Annotated in this window: 17 protein-coding genes; 12 read left to right on the forward strand and 5 right to left on the reverse strand. The window is 61.1% G+C overall.

Annotated features, from left to right (window positions below; translation table 11 throughout):
- The first annotated feature begins 35 nt into the window (after positions 1-35).
- The 6 genes from B9Z51_RS09100 (at position 36) to B9Z51_RS09125 (ending at position 5,203) form a co-directional block, all read left to right on the forward strand.
- Positions 36-1,682, forward strand: a complete 1,647-nt coding sequence (locus B9Z51_RS09100; RefSeq protein ID WP_108374901.1) for a CTP synthase — start codon at positions 36-38, stop codon at positions 1,680-1,682.
- Between the two features lie 20 nt (positions 1,683-1,702).
- Positions 1,703-2,557 carry a 3-deoxy-8-phosphooctulonate synthase gene (kdsA, locus tag B9Z51_RS09105; RefSeq protein ID WP_108373842.1) on the forward strand — a complete coding sequence of 285 codons (855 nt, stop codon included), beginning with the start codon at positions 1,703-1,705 and terminating at the stop codon, positions 2,555-2,557.
- Positions 2,554-2,841 (forward strand): DUF1330 domain-containing protein, encoded by a 288-nt coding sequence (locus B9Z51_RS09110; RefSeq protein ID WP_108373844.1) that lies wholly within the window; start codon positions 2,554-2,556, stop codon positions 2,839-2,841. The genes kdsA and B9Z51_RS09110 overlap by 4 nt, the downstream gene beginning before the upstream one ends.
- A gap of 33 nt (positions 2,842-2,874) precedes the next feature.
- The gene (eno, locus tag B9Z51_RS09115) at positions 2,875-4,161 is read left to right on the forward strand and encodes a phosphopyruvate hydratase (RefSeq protein WP_108373846.1); all 1,287 of its coding nucleotides are present in this window, start codon (positions 2,875-2,877) and stop codon (positions 4,159-4,161) included.
- 6 nt (positions 4,162-4,167) lie between these two features.
- On the forward strand, positions 4,168-4,443 hold the full coding sequence (gene ftsB / locus B9Z51_RS09120; RefSeq protein ID WP_108373848.1) for a cell division protein FtsB: 276 nt from the start codon (positions 4,168-4,170) through the stop codon (positions 4,441-4,443).
- 115 nt (positions 4,444-4,558) lie between these two features.
- Positions 4,559-5,203 (forward strand): ATPase, encoded by a 645-nt coding sequence (locus B9Z51_RS09125; RefSeq protein WP_146187737.1) that lies wholly within the window; start codon positions 4,559-4,561, stop codon positions 5,201-5,203.
- Between the two features lie 123 nt (positions 5,204-5,326).
- Here B9Z51_RS09125 and B9Z51_RS09130 read toward each other — a convergent pair whose 3' ends face one another.
- Together B9Z51_RS09130 and B9Z51_RS09135 are read right to left on the reverse strand one after the other, a co-directional pair.
- A complete protein-coding gene (locus tag B9Z51_RS09130) occupies positions 5,327-6,313 on the reverse strand; it encodes an Hsp33 family molecular chaperone HslO (protein WP_108373852.1) in 987 nt (328 codons plus the stop codon).
- Between the two features lie 67 nt (positions 6,314-6,380).
- Positions 6,381-6,905, reverse strand: coding sequence for a gamma carbonic anhydrase family protein (locus B9Z51_RS09135; protein WP_108373854.1), 525 nt, complete (start codon positions 6,903-6,905; stop codon positions 6,381-6,383).
- 82 nt (positions 6,906-6,987) lie between these two features.
- On the opposite strand from B9Z51_RS09135, the gene B9Z51_RS09140 reads away from it, so the two are divergent.
- Positions 6,988-7,764: a ferritin-like domain-containing protein gene (locus B9Z51_RS09140; RefSeq protein ID WP_108373856.1), complete on the forward strand. Its 777-nt coding sequence runs from the start codon at positions 6,988-6,990 to the stop codon at positions 7,762-7,764.
- A 133-nt stretch (positions 7,765-7,897) separates the two neighbouring features.
- Here the strand turns inward: B9Z51_RS09140 and xerD are convergent, their stop codons facing one another.
- Entirely contained in the window at positions 7,898-8,806 is a 909-nt protein-coding gene (gene xerD, locus B9Z51_RS09145; RefSeq protein ID WP_108373858.1) for a site-specific tyrosine recombinase XerD, read from the reverse strand.
- Entirely contained in the window at positions 8,806-9,780 is a 975-nt protein-coding gene (locus tag B9Z51_RS09150) for a tripartite tricarboxylate transporter substrate binding protein BugE (RefSeq protein WP_108373860.1), read from the reverse strand. Before B9Z51_RS09150 ends, xerD begins: the two co-directional genes overlap by 1 nt.
- A 154-nt stretch (positions 9,781-9,934) precedes the next feature.
- Here B9Z51_RS09150 and B9Z51_RS09155 point away from each other — a divergent pair, with 154 nt between their 5' ends.
- Positions 9,935-10,840: an AEC family transporter gene (locus B9Z51_RS09155; RefSeq protein WP_108373862.1), complete on the forward strand. Its 906-nt coding sequence runs from the start codon at positions 9,935-9,937 to the stop codon at positions 10,838-10,840.
- Positions 10,841-11,031: 191 nt separating this feature from the next.
- Here B9Z51_RS09155 and queG read toward each other — a convergent pair whose 3' ends face one another.
- Entirely contained in the window at positions 11,032-12,117 is a 1,086-nt protein-coding gene (gene queG, locus B9Z51_RS09165; protein ID WP_108374903.1) for a tRNA epoxyqueuosine(34) reductase QueG, read from the reverse strand.
- A 93-nt stretch (positions 12,118-12,210) separates the two neighbouring features.
- On the opposite strand from queG, the gene tsaE reads away from it, so the two are divergent.
- The 4 genes from tsaE to B9Z51_RS09185 are packed head-to-tail and all read left to right on the forward strand — an operon-like array spanning position 12,211 to position 14,728.
- On the forward strand, positions 12,211-12,711 hold the full coding sequence (gene tsaE / locus B9Z51_RS09170) for a tRNA (adenosine(37)-N6)-threonylcarbamoyltransferase complex ATPase subunit type 1 TsaE (RefSeq protein WP_369959057.1): 501 nt from the start codon (positions 12,211-12,213) through the stop codon (positions 12,709-12,711).
- Positions 12,701-14,131, forward strand: a complete 1,431-nt coding sequence (locus B9Z51_RS09175; RefSeq protein WP_108373868.1) for an N-acetylmuramoyl-L-alanine amidase — start codon at positions 12,701-12,703, stop codon at positions 14,129-14,131. The genes tsaE and B9Z51_RS09175 overlap by 11 nt, the downstream gene beginning before the upstream one ends.
- A gap of 47 nt (positions 14,132-14,178) precedes the next feature.
- On the forward strand, positions 14,179-14,451 hold the full coding sequence (locus B9Z51_RS09180; RefSeq protein WP_233254889.1) for a type II toxin-antitoxin system Phd/YefM family antitoxin: 273 nt from the start codon (positions 14,179-14,181) through the stop codon (positions 14,449-14,451).
- Positions 14,441-14,728, forward strand: a complete 288-nt coding sequence (locus tag B9Z51_RS09185; RefSeq protein WP_108373870.1) for a type II toxin-antitoxin system RelE/ParE family toxin — start codon at positions 14,441-14,443, stop codon at positions 14,726-14,728. The genes B9Z51_RS09180 and B9Z51_RS09185 overlap by 11 nt, the downstream gene beginning before the upstream one ends.
- The last annotated feature ends 8 nt before the right edge of the window (positions 14,729-14,736 follow it).

The raw sequence follows: 14,736 nt of genomic DNA on the forward strand, positions 1-14,736 counted from the left end.
CCACCTTCCGGGAGCCCATGGTTCCCGTCTTGGACATGACCAAATTCGTCTTCGTCACCGGCGGTGTGGTGTCTTCCCTGGGCAAGGGAATCGCCTCCGCATCGCTCGCCGCCATCCTTGAATCGCGCGGCCTTTCTGTCACCCTCATCAAGCTCGACCCCTACCTCAACGTCGACCCCGGCACCATGTCGCCCATCCAGCACGGCGAGGTGTTTGTGACCGACGACGGCGCAGAAACCGACCTGGATTTGGGCCACTACGAGCGCTTCATCAACACCCGGATGAAGAAGGCCAACAACTTCACCACAGGCCAGATTTATAAAAGCGTGCTCGAAAAAGAGCGCCGCGGCGACTACCTGGGCAAGACCGTGCAGGTCATCCCCCATGTCACCAACGAGATCCAGGACTTCGTCAAGCGCGGTGCGGGCTATGGCACGCCCGAGGCGGTCGATGTGGCCATCGTCGAGATCGGCGGCACCGTGGGCGACATCGAGTCGCTGCCCTTTCTGGAAGCCGTGCGCCAACTCAGCCTGCGCCTGGGGCCCAACAACGCGGCCTTTGTGCACCTGACTTACTTGCCCTGGATTGCCACCGCAGGTGAGCTCAAGACCAAGCCCACCCAGCACACGGTGCAAAAACTGCGCGAAATCGGCATCCAGCCCGATGCGCTGTTGTGCCGTGCCGACCGGTACATCCCGGACGACGAACGCGACAAAATCTCGCTCTTCACCAACGTGCAAGGCTGGGGCGTGATCTCCATGCCCGACGTGGACACCATCTACAAAGTGCCCCGCGTGCTGCACGAACAGGGCCTGGACGGCCTGATCTGCGACAAGCTGCGCCTGAACACCCCGCCCGCCAACCTCAAGCGCTGGGACGACCTGGTGCACGAAACCGAGCACCCGCAGGGCGAAGTCACGATCGCCATGGTCGGCAAATACGTCGAGCTGTCGGACAGCTACAAATCGGTCAACGAAGCGCTGCGCCACGCGGGCATGCGCAACCATGTGCGCGTGAAAATCGAGCACATCGACTCCGAAACCATCACCCCCGAAACCGTGGCCAGCCTGGCCAACTTTGACGGCGTGCTGGTGCCCGGTGGCTTTGGCAAGCGCGGCGTCGAGGGCAAGATCGAAACGGCCCAATACGCCCGTACCCACAAAGTGCCTTACCTGGGCATCTGCCTGGGCATGCAAGTGGCCACCATTGAATATGCGCGCCATGTGGCCGGCATGAAAGATGCCAACAGCACCGAGTTCGAGCCCGAAACGCCCTTCCCCGTGATCGCCTTGATCAACGAGTGGAAAGACGCGGACGGCTCGATCCAAAAGCGCGATGAAAACTCTGACCTCGGCGGCACCATGCGTCTGGGTGCGCAAAGCTCCGACGTGGCCAAGGGCACGCTGGCGCACCAGATCTACGGCGATGTGGTCACCGAGCGCCACCGCCACCGCTACGAGGCCAATGTCAACTACCTTGATGACTTGCGCAAAGCGGGTCTGGTGATTTCGGCGTTGACCCAGCGCGAGCAGCTGACCGAAATCGTGGAACTGCCGCAAACCGTGCACCCTTGGTATGTGGGCGTGCAGTTCCACCCCGAATTCAAGTCCACGCCTTGGGACGGCCACCCGCTGTTCAATGCCTTCGTCAAGGCGGCGGTTGAGCACAAGGCCAAGGCCTGATTTCCCCTACAGGAGCCTCCATGAAACTTTGCGGATTTGACGTTGGCCTGCACCAGCCCTTCTTTTTGATCGCGGGCACCTGCTCCATCGAAGGCCTGGAGATGTCCATCGAGGTGGCCGGTCGCCTCAAAGAGGCCTGCTCCGCGCTGGGCATTCCGCTCATCTACAAAGGCTCGTTCGACAAGGCCAACCGCTCGTCTGGCAGCACCCAACGCGGCGTGGGCATCGATGCTGGTCTGAAGATCCTCGACGAAGTGCGCCGCCAGATCGGCGTGCCCATCCTCACCGATGTGCACGACGAGTCTCAGGTCAAAACCGTGGCCAGCGTGGTCGACGTGCTGCAGACCCCCGCCTTTTTGTGCCGCCAGACCGATTTCATCCGCGCCGTGGCCCAGTCGGGCAAGCCGGTCAACATCAAGAAGGGCCAATTTTTGGCGCCTTGGGACATGAAAAACGTCATCGACAAGGCCCGCAGCGCTGCACGCGAAGTCGGCTTGCCCGAAGACAACTTCTTGGCCTGCGAGCGCGGTGTGAGCTTTGGCTACAACAACCTCGTGGCCGACATGACGAGCCTGGCCGAAATGCGCAAGACCGGCGCACCCGTGGTGTTTGACGTGACCCACTCGGTGCAAAAGCCGGGCGGCCAAGGCACCAGCAGTGGCGGCGCACGCGAGATGGTGCCCGTGCTGGCCCGCGCAGGCGTGGCCGTGGGCGTGGCGGGCCTCTTCATGGAAACCCACCCCAAGCCCGCTGAGGCCTGGTCCGACGGCCCCAACGCCGTGCCGCTGGGCCAGATGAAGGCCCTGCTCGAGACGCTGGTGCAGCTCGATTCCGTCACCAAAAAGAACCCCTTCCTCGAGGACAACTTCGCATGAGCGGCTATATCATCGCCAACGTCCAGGTGACCCACCCGGCCCAGTACGAAGAGTACAAAAAGTGGTCGTCGGCGGCCATGCAGGCGCACAACGCCGAGGTCTGCGTTCGCGGAGGCCAAGTCCAAGTGCTTGAAGGCGACTGGTCGCCTGAGCGCATTGTGATTTTGAAATTCCCCACCTTCGAAGCCGCCAAGGCGTTTTACGATACGCCTGAATACCTCAAAGCCCGCGAAGCCCGAGCCGGTGCGGCCATCATGCGCATGGTCGTGGTCGAAGGTCTTTAACCCCTTTTATTTTTAAATTGAGAGAGTTCAAAAATGAGTGCAATCGTTGATATCGTCGGCCGTGAAATCCTCGACAGCCGTGGCAACCCCACCGTCGAATGCGACGTGCTGCTGGAATCGGGCGTCATGGGCCGCGCCGCTGTGCCGTCCGGCGCATCCACCGGCAGCCGCGAAGCCATTGAGCTGCGTGACGGCGACAAGAGCCGTTACTTGGGCAAAGGCGTGCTCAAGGCTGTGGAGCACATCAACACCGAAATCTCTGAAGCCGTGCTGGGGCTCGACGCCTCCGAGCAGGCCTTTTTGGACCGCACCCTGATCGACCTGGACGGCACCGACAACAAGAGCCGCCTGGGTGCCAACGCCATGCTGGCGGTGTCCATGGCCGTGGCCCGCGCTGCGGCCGAAGAGTCTGGCCTGCCGCTGTACCGCTACTTTGGCGGCATGAACGGCAACCAGTTGCCCGTGCCCATGATGAACGTCATCAACGGCGGCGCGCACGCCAACAACAACTTGGACCTGCAAGAGTTCATGATCATCCCCGTGGGCGCACCTTCGTTCCGCGAAGCGGTGCGTTGGGGCGCTGAAGTGTTCCACGCGCTCAAGAAAATCATCCACGACAAGGGCATGAGCATTGCCGTGGGCGACGAAGGCGGCTTTGCTCCCAACGTGGACAGCCACGAAGCGGCCATCCAGATGGTGCTGGATGCCATCACCGCTGCCGGCTACACCGCCGGTGAACAAATCGCCATCGGCCTGGATTGCGCCGCCAGCGAGTTCTACAAAGACGGCAAGTACGTGTTGGCCGGCGAAGGCGGCATCAGCCTGACGTCCGAGCAGTGGACCGACATGCTGGCCACCTGGTGCGACAAGTACCCCATCATCAGCATCGAAGACGGCATGGCCGAAGGCGACTGGGACGGCTGGAAAGTGCTGACCGACCGCTTGGCCAAGAACGTGCAAATCGTGGGTGACGACCTGTTCGTGACCAACACCAAGATCTTCAAAGAAGGCATCGACAAGGGCATCGCCAATTCGATCCTGATCAAGATCAACCAGATCGGCACCCTGACCGAAACGTTTGAAGCCATCGAAATGGCCAAGCGTGCCGGTTACACCGCCGTCATCAGCCACCGCTCAGGCGAGACCGAAGACAGCACCATCGCCGACATCGCCGTGGGTCTGAACGCAGGTCAAATCAAGACCGGTTCGATGAGCCGCTCGGACCGCATGGCCAAGTACAACCAGCTGCTGCGCATCGAAGAAGACCTGGGCGACGTGGCCGTGTACCCTGGCCGCTCGGCCTTCTACAACCTGCGTTAAAGCCAGATGGGCAATCGCCTTGTTCCGATCGTGCTGGTTGTCTTGCTGACAATCATCCAGGCCCAATTGTGGTTCGGACGGGGCAGCTTGCCCAACGCTGCAGACCTGGAGCGCCAGGTCAAGCGCCAAAAGGCGGCCAATGAAGAAACCCGCCGCACCAACGAGCAGCTCAGCGCAGAGGTCAATGACCTCAAAGAGGGGCTGAACATGGTGGAAGAACGGGCGCGCCATGAGCTGGGCATGGTCAAACCCAACGAAATCTTCGTCCAGATCGCCAAATGATGCCCCCCACAGAGAACGCAGTTTTTGCGCGGACTTGTGCGGGCCATGTGCACAAGCTGCGCAAGTGGCATGGGAATGGGGTCAAGTCGCAGACACCGCTGCCTCAAGCCTGCGCATGAGTGCAAGGCGCATTGCCATCGTGGGTGCACCGCGCACCGGCAAAACATGGCTGACCCACAGCCTGGCCAAAGTGCTTCAGTCGCGCGGCCATGGGGTGCAGATGGTGAAGGAATGCCCGCTACCGGGATTCGAGGTTGAAGGCCGAACGCTGCAAGCCGATGAACAACTCAGCAAAAGGCTCACTCAGGCAGCGAAGCGCAGCCAGACAGCTTGGTTGATTTCTGACAGCACGCCCCTCATGACGGCGGTGCAGCAGCACATGCAGTGGGCAGATGAGCGCCTGTATCCGATGGCGCTGACGCATCAAGCCATGTACGACAACACCCTGTTCATGGGCTTGGACTTGCCTGGGGCGGTCGATGGGATGCCACTTGGCGGCCCGGTGGACACGCTCTTGCGCCAGGCGCTTGACCGTGCGGGCATTGCTTACCGCGTGGTTTACGGGCAAGGCCACCAGCGCCTGAACAACGCCTTGCTGGCCTTGGGTTGGACTGGCGAAGACGATGCTGCCCGGATGACCCGCGAAAACGCTCAATTTGCCATCAACCAGGGCCGCACCGTGTGGCAGTGCAACGAATGCAGTGACCCCGATTGCGAACACAAGCTGTTCACTGGACTGATGGAACGCCGTACCCATTGACATTCAGGTCACGCGAAGTGTCCAACATGGCTTGCATTTCGCAGGCACCATGTCGGCGTCTTTGACCATCGACCTACCAAAGCCTGGCAGTCCGCAGGTCGGCACTCGCAGAGTCCGACGTTTTCAGTGCAACGAGCCGCCCGACACATCGGCTGGCAAGCCGGTGAACAGGCCTGCGGCGTCGACCGGGTCGAAGCGGTACTCGGCGCCGCAAAAATCGCAACCCACTTCCACCTGGCCTTGCTCGGCGAGGATGCCCTCAACCTCTTCTGTGCCCAGGCTACGGATCATGTTGCCCACCCGTTCGCGGTTGCAGCGACATGCAAAACGGGGACCGGACTCACCCTTGAGCGGTTCAAAACGGGCCAGAGGCTCTTCCCAATACAAGCGGTGCAAGATGGTTTCTGAATCCAGCGTCAACAGCTCTTCGCGCTTGAGGCTCTTGGTCAAAATGGCAATGCGACTGAAATCCTCGCTCTGTCCCAAAGCCGCTTCGCGCTCCACGGAATCGACTTGTCCGGCCAGGTTGCCCTCGCCTTCAATGGGCAAACGCTGGATCAGCAAGCCCGCTGCAACCTGGTCATCGGCCGCCAACACCAGCACGGTGTCCAGTTGCTCGGACTGGAGCATGTAGTGCTCCAGCACTTCGCTGATGTTCTCGAGTTTTTCACCCCGGTCACCAAACAGCGGCACCACCCCCTGGTAGGGCTGCTGGCCGGGCAAGCGGTCTTGCGGGTCGAGCGTGATGGCGCAACGCCCTTCATTGTTCACGTTCACCATCTGGCTCAGGCTGGCGTCACTGGCCACTTCGCCCACCTGGGTGCATGTGGCCCGCAAGCTGAAATCGGGCTGCACCTCGACCACCCCCAGCTTGACCGGGCCGTCACCAAAGATCTGCAAGACCAAAGCGCCATTGAACTTGATGTTGCCTTGCATCAGCACCCCGGCGGCGGCCATCTCTCCCAGCAACTGGCGAACCGGGGCGGGATAGGCACCTGTTTGGGTGTTGGCAGCGCGACGCGCCAGAATGTCTTGCCAGGCATCGGTCAGGCGCACCAGCATGCCGCGCACGGGCAGACCGTCAAAAATGAATTTATGGAGTTCGGACAAAGTTCAATCAACAGCCACTAGGGGCTGATCCTCAATGGTGAATGGGTGCAATCTGGCGAGAAACATCTCAGCCGATTTTCTTCAACCCTGCCTTGAAGCGGCGGGCGTTTTCGGTGTAGTGCCTGGCGCTTTGGCGCAAGCCTTCAATTTGCTCGGGGCTCAATTCGCGCACCACTTTGGCGGGACTGCCCATGATCATGGAGCCATCAGGAAACTCTTTGCCCTCGGTGACCAGAGAACCGGCCCCCACCAGGCAATTTTTGCCAATTTTGGCGCCATTGAGCACCACAGCGCCAATGCCAATCAAGGACTCGTCACCAATGGTGCAGCCGTGCAGCATGACCATGTGGCCCACGGTCACATTTTTGCCCACCTTGATCGGTTTGCCGTGGTCGGCGTGCATCACGCTGCCATCCTGGATGTTGCTGCCCTCGCCAATTTCGATGGTTTCCGTGTCACCGCGGATCGTGGTGCCAAACCAGACGCTGGCATCTGCGGCAATCTTGACTGATCCCATGACCTGAGCCGAGTCGGCCACCCAGGCGCTGTCGGCCACTTCGGGGATGTGCGAGTCAAGTTGGTAAAGGGCCATGGGTGTCTCCAGTCGTTCGTCTGTAAAACCTACAATTGTAGGCAAGCCCAAACCGGGCTGTGGCCCTTGATTTTGATTGACCATGCACTCTTTGCGCTCTGCCGCCCTGGCCCCTTGGGCACAAACCGATCCTGTGCTCAAGGCACAAGCCACTTTGGCGCTGGACTTGAGCCTGCCGGTGGGTGCAGATGAAGCCCTGCCAGCCCCCCATACTGGCCCTGGCCGATCCGCCCGGCCTGAGCTGGTACCCCACACCCAGCTCAAAGCCAAATCAATGGCCACCACCGAAGGTCGGGCCATGCTGGTGCACTCGATTGCCCACATTGAACTCAACGCCATTGATCTGGCACTCGACGTGGTCTGGCGTTTTGCGGGCATGCCCGACGCCTTCTACACCGACTGGGTGCACATTGCGCAAGAGGAAGCCAAGCACTTCAGCCTGCTGCGCACACACCTGGTGGGCATGGGCTACGACTATGGTGACTTTGCGGCCCACAACACCCTGTGGGACATGGCCGAGCGCACCCGTGGCGACTTGCTGGCCCGCATCGGCATCGTACCCCGCACCATGGAAGCCCGAGGTCTGGACGCCTCACCGGGTGTCAAAAACAAGCTGGTCAGTGCCGGTGACCATGCTGCGGGCAAGATTCTGGACATCATTTTGGAAGAAGAAATCGGCCATGTGGCCGCAGGCAACCGCTGGTACCGTTACCTGTGCGCCAAGCGGGGGCTCGACCCGATCAGCACCTATGCCGAGCTGATCGCGCAATACGACGCCCCGAAATTGCGCCCGCCCTTCAACATGGAAGCACGGCGCTTGGCGGGGTTTGAAGAGGCGGAATTGGCGGCGCTGAGCTGACAACCCGGCCCACAGGTCGGCGGCTTCAGCCACGACATGCAGGCTTTGGCGCAGGCATGTGTCGGGGCTGAAGCCGCCGACCTACAAGAAGCACACGCGTCGGGGCTGAAGCCGCAGGCCTACAAGGGGCACATTAGCCGCGCGGGTGGTGCTGCGCATGCAGGCTTTTGAGCCGTTCACGCGCCACATGGGTATAAATCGTGGTGGTCGAGATGTCAGCATGCCCCAAGAGCATTTGCACTGCCCGCAAATCGGCCCCATGGTTGAGCAAGTGCGTGGCAAAAGCGTGGCGCAAGGTGTGCGGTGACAACGGCGAGGTGATGCCCGCCTGGATGGCGTAACGCTTGACCAGGTTCCAGAACATGATGCGCGACATGGCCGTGCCAGGCTTGGGGCCGCTGGAGGTGATGAACAGGTCTTCGGTCTGCCGCGACCCCAACAAGGCCGGTCGGGCTTGTGCCATGTAACGCTGCAAGCGCTCACGCGCCTCCTCGCCAAACGGCACCAGACGCTCCTTGCTGCCTTTGCCCATGATGCGCAGCACCCCCTCATTCAGCGAGACGTGCAGCGTCTTCAGGCCCACCAGCTCGCTCACGCGCAAGCCACTGGCGTACATCAGCTCCAGCATGGCGCGGTCGCGCATGCCCAGCTCGGTGGCCACATCGGGGGCACACAGCAAGGCATCGACCTGGGCTTCCCCCAAAGTTTTAGGCACACGCAAAGCTTGTTTGGCCGCCAGCATGCGCAGCGTCGGATCCTGCTGCACCAGCCGTTCGCGCAGTGCCCAGCGGAAATAGCGCTTGAAAACCGTCAGCCGCCGGTTTGCCGAAGTGGCTTTGCTCAGTGCATGCCGGTCTGCAAAATAGGCCTGCAGATGGTGTTCTTGCGTGTCATCCAGCGCCAGCTGGTGCTTCAAAAAAAGCCAGCTGGCCAAGAGCGCCAGATCGCGCCGATAGGCGGCCAGGGTGTTGGCCGCCAGTCCATCCTCCAGCCACAGGGCATCGGCAAAGCGGTCAATCGACGACTGGCTGCTGACGTGCATCAATCCAGCTTGAGTTTTTGCTGGTCCACGACCTTTTTATAGACCTCGAATTCGGCCTTGATCTGGGCGGCGAATTCTTCGGGGGAATTCCCGACCACCAAGGAGCCGGTGTCATGGATGCGCTTGACCACGGCGGGGTCTTGCAAGGCCTTTTTGACCCCTGCATTGACCTTGTCAACCACCTCTTTGGGCAGATTCTTCGGACCATAAATGCCGTAGTAGGCCATGCGGTTCACGGGCTCCAGCCCCACTTCCTTGAAGGTCGGCACATTGGGCAATTGCGGCAAACGCTGGGGGGCAGCCACCACAATGGGGATCAGTTTGCCGGTACTGATGAAGGGCATGGCCGAAGGCATGTTGTCAAAAATAATCGGCACCTGACCGGCCACGGTGTCGTTGAGCGCAGGGCCTGCACCACGGTAGGGAATGTGGGTGATGAACACCCCCGCCAAACCCTTCCACAGCTCGGTCTGCAAGTGGCCAATGCCACCCGTACCGGAGGAGGAATACGAATATTTACCGGGATTTTTCTTCAGTTCCGCCACAAAGCCCTTGTAGTCATGGGCCGGAAAGCTCGGATGCACCGCGATCACATTGGGCGTAGCCGCAATGTTGACAATGGGGGTGAAATCAGTGATCGGGTTGTAGGGAATCTTGGGGTTGATGGCCGGGTTGGCAGCCGTGGTGGACACGGTGGCCACCCCCAGCGAATAGCCATCAGGGCTGGACTTGGCTGTTTCGTTGGCCCCGACCACACCACCACCACCCGCCTTGTTCTCGACCACCACCGATTGGCCCAGGGCTTTGCCCAGCGGCTCAGAAATGACCCGGGCCACGATGTCGGTCGTGCCACCCGGGGCAAAAGGCACCTGCAACTTGATCACACGATTGGGATAAGCCTGCGCCCAAACAGAACCACTGGCCACAGCCGATGCAGCCAAAGCGGCCACAGAAATCCAATCACGACGCTTCATGCAAATACTCCTCGAAAATATCATTCGATCATAGGCAATAAATTCGCCCATCGACAAGGGGAAAACCCACGAACTCAACAAGACCCAGCTGAGTTGGGCGCCGAGGTGACAGTCTGCAGGCCACCCGGTCCATGCGGGCGGTTATCCTCAAGCCGTGAACTTTGCACAACTTCTTTTCCCCGACTTCTCCCTGATCTTGTGCGGCTATTTGATTTGCCGCTTCACGGCACTGAACCGTCCACTGTGGCAGCAGGTCGAAACCCTGGTGTATTTCTTCCTGTTCCCGGTGCTGCTGTTTCATTCGATTTTGAAAAGCCCCATCGACTTGAACGCCGCCTCCAGCCTGATTGGCGCAGGGGTGAGCTTGGGGCTGTGTGCCATTGCCCTGTCGTACAGCCTGCCTTATTGGCCGCTGTTGGGCAAACGCCTGGACCAGCGCGACCATGCCGCCAGCGCGCAGGTTGCATTTCGCTTCAACTCCTTCATCGCCTTGGCACTGGCCGACCGGCTGGCGGGCCCAGAAGGCTTGTTGATGATCTCGATGCTAATTGGCGTTTGCGTGCCGCTGTTCAATGTGGCTGCGGTCTGGCCCATGGCCCGGCATGCCAATTCAAGCTTCCTGCGCGAACTGCTGCGCAACCCGCTGATCATCGCCACCTGCTCCGGCCTGATCGGCAATTTGCTGGGTTTTCGGATTCCGCAGTGGTTGGACCCCAGTTTTGGTCGCATCGGCGCCGCCTCGCTAGCCCTGGGCCTGATGGCCGCGGGTGCAGGCATGCAATTGGGCACCCTGCGCCAGGGCAAGTTGCTGGGCCTGAGCCTGTTGAGCATCAAACACCTGCTGCTGCCCTTGATCGCGCTGGGCATGTCGCATGTTTTTCACCTCGGCGCCACCCAAACCACCGTCTTGCTGGCCTTTTCGGCTTTGCCCACGGCATCGACTTGCTACGTGCTGGCGGCCCGCATGGGCTACAACGGACCTTATGTCGCAGGCTTGGTCACGCTGTCCACCCTGTCGGGCATGCTGAGCCTGCCATTTGCGCTGGGTGTGTTGCGTTGAGCGTTGGGCGTTGGGCGTTGGGCGTTGGGCGTTGGGCGTTGATGGTTGAGGGTTGAGGGTTGAGGGTTGTGCAAGTGACCATGCAAAACGCAAGGTTCAGCCCCGACATGGGCGGTATTTGTAGGTCGGCGGCTTCAGCCCCGACTTGGATCTGCACCAACACCAGCAATGTCGGAGCTGAAGCTACCGACCTACAGGGCGGCATTCACGGGTTGCTGCGTCAGCCCCGACTTTGACTGCGACCACCGCACCTGTTCTTGCACCACCGGATCGGGGTGTGTCGCCTGGGCGGACAAGGCCTGTTGCAAGCTGGCCCGCTCTGCGGCATCCAGCGCAGCCGACGCCAGCGCGTTGCCCGCTGCCAGCGCCAGGTTGCGCAGCCAACGGGCGTGGCCGATTCGGCGGATGGCGCTGCCTTCGGTGCGGCGCAAAAACTCCTCCTCGCTCCATGCCATGAGCTGAGCGATGCGGCCAGCGCTCAAACCTTCGCGTGGCTGCCAGTCCGGCAAGGGGCTGATTTGCGCAAACTTGTTCCAGGGACAAGCCAGCTGGCAATCGTCACAACCGTAAATGCGGTTGCCAATCAAGGGGCGCAGGGCTTCATCGATCGGCCCCGCATGCTCGATCGTCAAATAAGAAATGCAACGCCGCGCATCCAATTTGTAGGGGCCGACGATGGCCTGGGTTGGGCACAGGTCCATGCAGGCTGTGCACTGGCCGCAATGGGCAGACACGGCAGCTGTCTCGGGCAGCGCAAAGTCCACGAACAACTCGCCCAGAAAAAACATCGATCCCGCCTCACGCGAGAGGACCAAGGTGTGCTTGCCGCGCCAGCCCAGGCCGCTGCGGGTGGCCAGTTCGGCCTCCAGAACCGGGGCCGAGTCGGTGAACACGCGGTGCCCAAACGGCCCAATGGCTTGCGCAACGCGCTCCTGCAGTTTTTGCAAACGGCTGCGCAGGACCTTGTGGTAATCGCGCCCTCGGGCATAAATCGACACCACCGCCTCGCCCGGCTGCACACTGCGGGCGGTTTCGCGGGCCACCCAGTCGGGCGGTGTGCCTGGCGGCAGGTAATCCATGCGGGCCGTGATCACGCTCACCGTGCCCGGCACCAGCTCAGCCGGGCGGGCGCGCTTGAGGCCGTGGTTGGCCATATAGCCCATGCTGCCGTGAAATCCGGCGGCCAGCCAAGCTTGTAAGCCTGGCTCGGCCGAGGTCAAATCAATGCCTGTCACGCCAATTTGGGACAATCCCAACTCACGCGCCCAGATCTGGATCTGGGGCCACAGTTCAAGAAGGTCGATTTGAATACGTTGAGCAGTCACCCGCCGATTGTAGGAAGCCCCGCAGCTGCCCCCCGCTGGACAACGCTGTGGCCCAACGAAGCCGCCACGCAGGCCTTTGCCACCGCGCTCGCTGCAGCTTTGCAAAGCTGGCCCGGTGGGCGTGATGCACGCATCGAATTGCGTGGCAATTTGGGGGCAGGCAAAACCACACTGGTGCGCCACCTGCTGCGTGCCGCAGGGGTTCAAGGTCGCATCAAAAGCCCCACTTACGCCGTGGTCGAACCGCACCAAACGGGCACAGGGGACGCCGCCTGGCCCATCTGGCACTTCGACTTTTACCGCTTTAATGACCCGCAGGAATGGGAAGACGCCGGGTTTCGGGACATCTTTGCCGGGCCCGGGCTCAAACTCATGGAATGGCCAGACAAAGTCACAGGCCAGCTGCCCCCTCCCGACTGGGTGATCGCCCTAGAGGCGATAGATGAGAACCAGCGCCGCGTGGACATCCAAGCCCAGACCCCTCAAGGCCAGGACTGGCTGCAGTCCTGGACGAGCACAACGACAGGTGCACCTCATGCCTGCTGATCGCCGCCAATTCATCAAGGCCGGGTTCGTGGTACTGAGCCTGGGCCTGAGCCACTTGGCACGGGGTGCCAGCATGCTGGCCGTGCGCATCTGGCCCGCGCCTGACTACAGCCGCGTCACCCTCGAATCCGACACGGACCTCAAAACCCGACAAACCTTCATTGACTCGCCTCCCCGGCTTGCCGTGGACATCGAAGGCATGGAGCTCAATGCCGCATTGCGCGAACTGGTGGGCAAAGTGCAAGCCTCGGACCCCAACATCGCAGGCATCCGTGTGGGCCAGTTCAGCCCAGGCGTGGTGCGGCTCGTGATTGACCTGAAGCGCCCCATCGCGCCACAAGTGTTCACCCTGCAGCCTGTCGCCAACTACGCCCACCGCCTGGTACTCGATCTGTACCCCTCACAAGCGGTCGATCCGCTCGAACAACTCATCCACGAACGCGTCACCGCCAAAGCTGAAACAGCCGCATCCACGGCAGGCAAACTCCCACAAGCCGCACCCATCAACGACCCCCTGGGTGAGCTGATTGCACGGCAAGGCCTGCCTGCCGCCTTGCCGCCTGTGGCCGCATTGCCGCCTGTGGCCGCATTGCCGGCGCCAAGCACCCGCAGACAAGAATTTGAGCCCCCCGGTGCCGTGATGGACAGCCCCAACCATCCACCGCGCACAAACATCAGCAAAGCCAGCAACGCAACAGACCGGCTCATCGTGATTGCCCTGGACCCCGGCCACGGCGGTGAAGACCCCGGCGCTGTAGGCCCGGGGGGCACACGCGAAAAAGACGTCGTGCTCAAGATCGCCAAGCTGCTGCGCGAGCGCATCAATGCCAGCAGCGTGGGCGGCAGCCCCATGCGGGCCTTCCTGACGCGTGACGCCGACTTTTTTGTGCCCCTGCATGTGCGGGTGCAAAAGGCCCGGCGCGTGCAGGCCGACCTGTTTGTCAGCCTCCATGCCGATGCTTTTTTCACCCCCCAAGCCAGCGGCGCCAGCGTGTTCGCGCTCAGCCAAGGCGCGGCCTCCAGCAGCGCTGCCCGCTGGATGGCCCAGCAGGAAAACAAGGCCGACTTGATCGGGGGCATCAACCTGGGCAGCCAGGATGCACAGGTACAACGCGCCATGCTCGACATGAGCACAGCAGCGCAAATCAAGGACAGCCTGCAACTGGGCAGCAACTTATTGCGCGAAATCGGCGGGGTGGGGCGCCTGCACAAGCCTCGGGTCGAGCAAGCCGGTTTTGCCGTACTCAAAGCGCCCGACATCCCCAGCGTGCTGGTGGAAACCGCGTTCATCAGCAACCCGGATGAAGAAGAAAAACTGCGCAGCGACGCCTACCAGCAGCAACTCACGGATGCCTTGATGCGGGGCATCCTGAATTACTTTTCACGCAACCCGCCCTTGGCGCGCAATCGGTCCATTTGAGCACCCAATAGACGCCAAATTTGACATCTTAAAAGACATCATATAAAATGTCTTTTAAATTCAAAGGCGGCCCCATGGACACCATCCTCAGCAAAAACAGCATCAGCGTCACAGAGCTCAAGCGCAACTACGCCAGCATCCTGGCGCAAGCCGACGACGAACCGGTAGCCGTGCTCAACCACAACCGCCCCGAAGCCTACTTGGTGCCAGCGGCTTATTTTGAGCGCCTGCTCAACCAGCTGGAAGACCTGGAAGACGCCAAACTCGTTCAAGAACGCGCCAACGGCCCCTTCATCGACATCAGCCCAGATGCCTTATAAGCTGCGTTTTCACGAACTGGCATGGGCCGAATGGCAAAAGCTCGACGGCAGCATCAAAAGCCCATTGAAGAAAAAACTGCTGGAAAGACTGCAAGAACCCCGGGTTCCATCCGCCGCTTTGTCGCAAATGCCCGACTGCTACAAGATCAAATTGCGCCAGGCAGGCTACCGACTGGTGTATCGGGTCGATGACGACGTGGTGTACGTGACCGTCATCGCCATTGGCAAACGCGACAAAAGCGCGGTCTACGCCACCGCCATCACACGCCTGCCCTGAGGCAGGTG

Source organism: Limnohabitans sp. T6-5 (genome assembly GCF_003063315.1).
GTDB lineage: Bacteria > Pseudomonadota > Gammaproteobacteria > Burkholderiales > Burkholderiaceae_C > Limnohabitans_A.

Coding starts and splice junctions, on each gene's coding strand:
- B9Z51_RS09175 (WP_108373868.1), top strand. CDS start 12,701: ATGCCTGCTGATCGCCGCCAATTCATCAAGGCCGGGTTCGTGGTACTG.
- eno (WP_108373846.1), top strand. CDS start 2,875: ATGAGTGCAATCGTTGATATCGTCGGCCGTGAAATCCTCGACAGCCGT.
- kdsA (WP_108373842.1), top strand. CDS start 1,703: ATGAAACTTTGCGGATTTGACGTTGGCCTGCACCAGCCCTTCTTTTTG.
- B9Z51_RS09150 (WP_108373860.1), bottom strand. CDS start 9,780: ATGAAGCGTCGTGATTGGATTTCTGTGGCCGCTTTGGCTGCATCGGCT.
- B9Z51_RS09110 (WP_108373844.1), top strand. CDS start 2,554: ATGAGCGGCTATATCATCGCCAACGTCCAGGTGACCCACCCGGCCCAG.
- B9Z51_RS09185 (WP_108373870.1), top strand. CDS start 14,441: ATGCCTTATAAGCTGCGTTTTCACGAACTGGCATGGGCCGAATGGCAA.
- B9Z51_RS09100 (WP_108374901.1), top strand. CDS start 36: ATGACCAAATTCGTCTTCGTCACCGGCGGTGTGGTGTCTTCCCTGGGC.
- B9Z51_RS09135 (WP_108373854.1), bottom strand. CDS start 6,905: ATGGCCCTTTACCAACTTGACTCGCACATCCCCGAAGTGGCCGACAGC.
- ftsB (WP_108373848.1), top strand. CDS start 4,168: ATGGGCAATCGCCTTGTTCCGATCGTGCTGGTTGTCTTGCTGACAATC.
- B9Z51_RS09180 (WP_233254889.1), top strand. CDS start 14,179: ATGTCTTTTAAATTCAAAGGCGGCCCCATGGACACCATCCTCAGCAAA.
- xerD (WP_108373858.1), bottom strand. CDS start 8,806: ATGCACGTCAGCAGCCAGTCGTCGATTGACCGCTTTGCCGATGCCCTG.
- B9Z51_RS09125 (WP_146187737.1), top strand. CDS start 4,559: ATGAGTGCAAGGCGCATTGCCATCGTGGGTGCACCGCGCACCGGCAAA.
- B9Z51_RS09140 (WP_108373856.1), top strand. CDS start 6,988: ATGCACTCTTTGCGCTCTGCCGCCCTGGCCCCTTGGGCACAAACCGAT.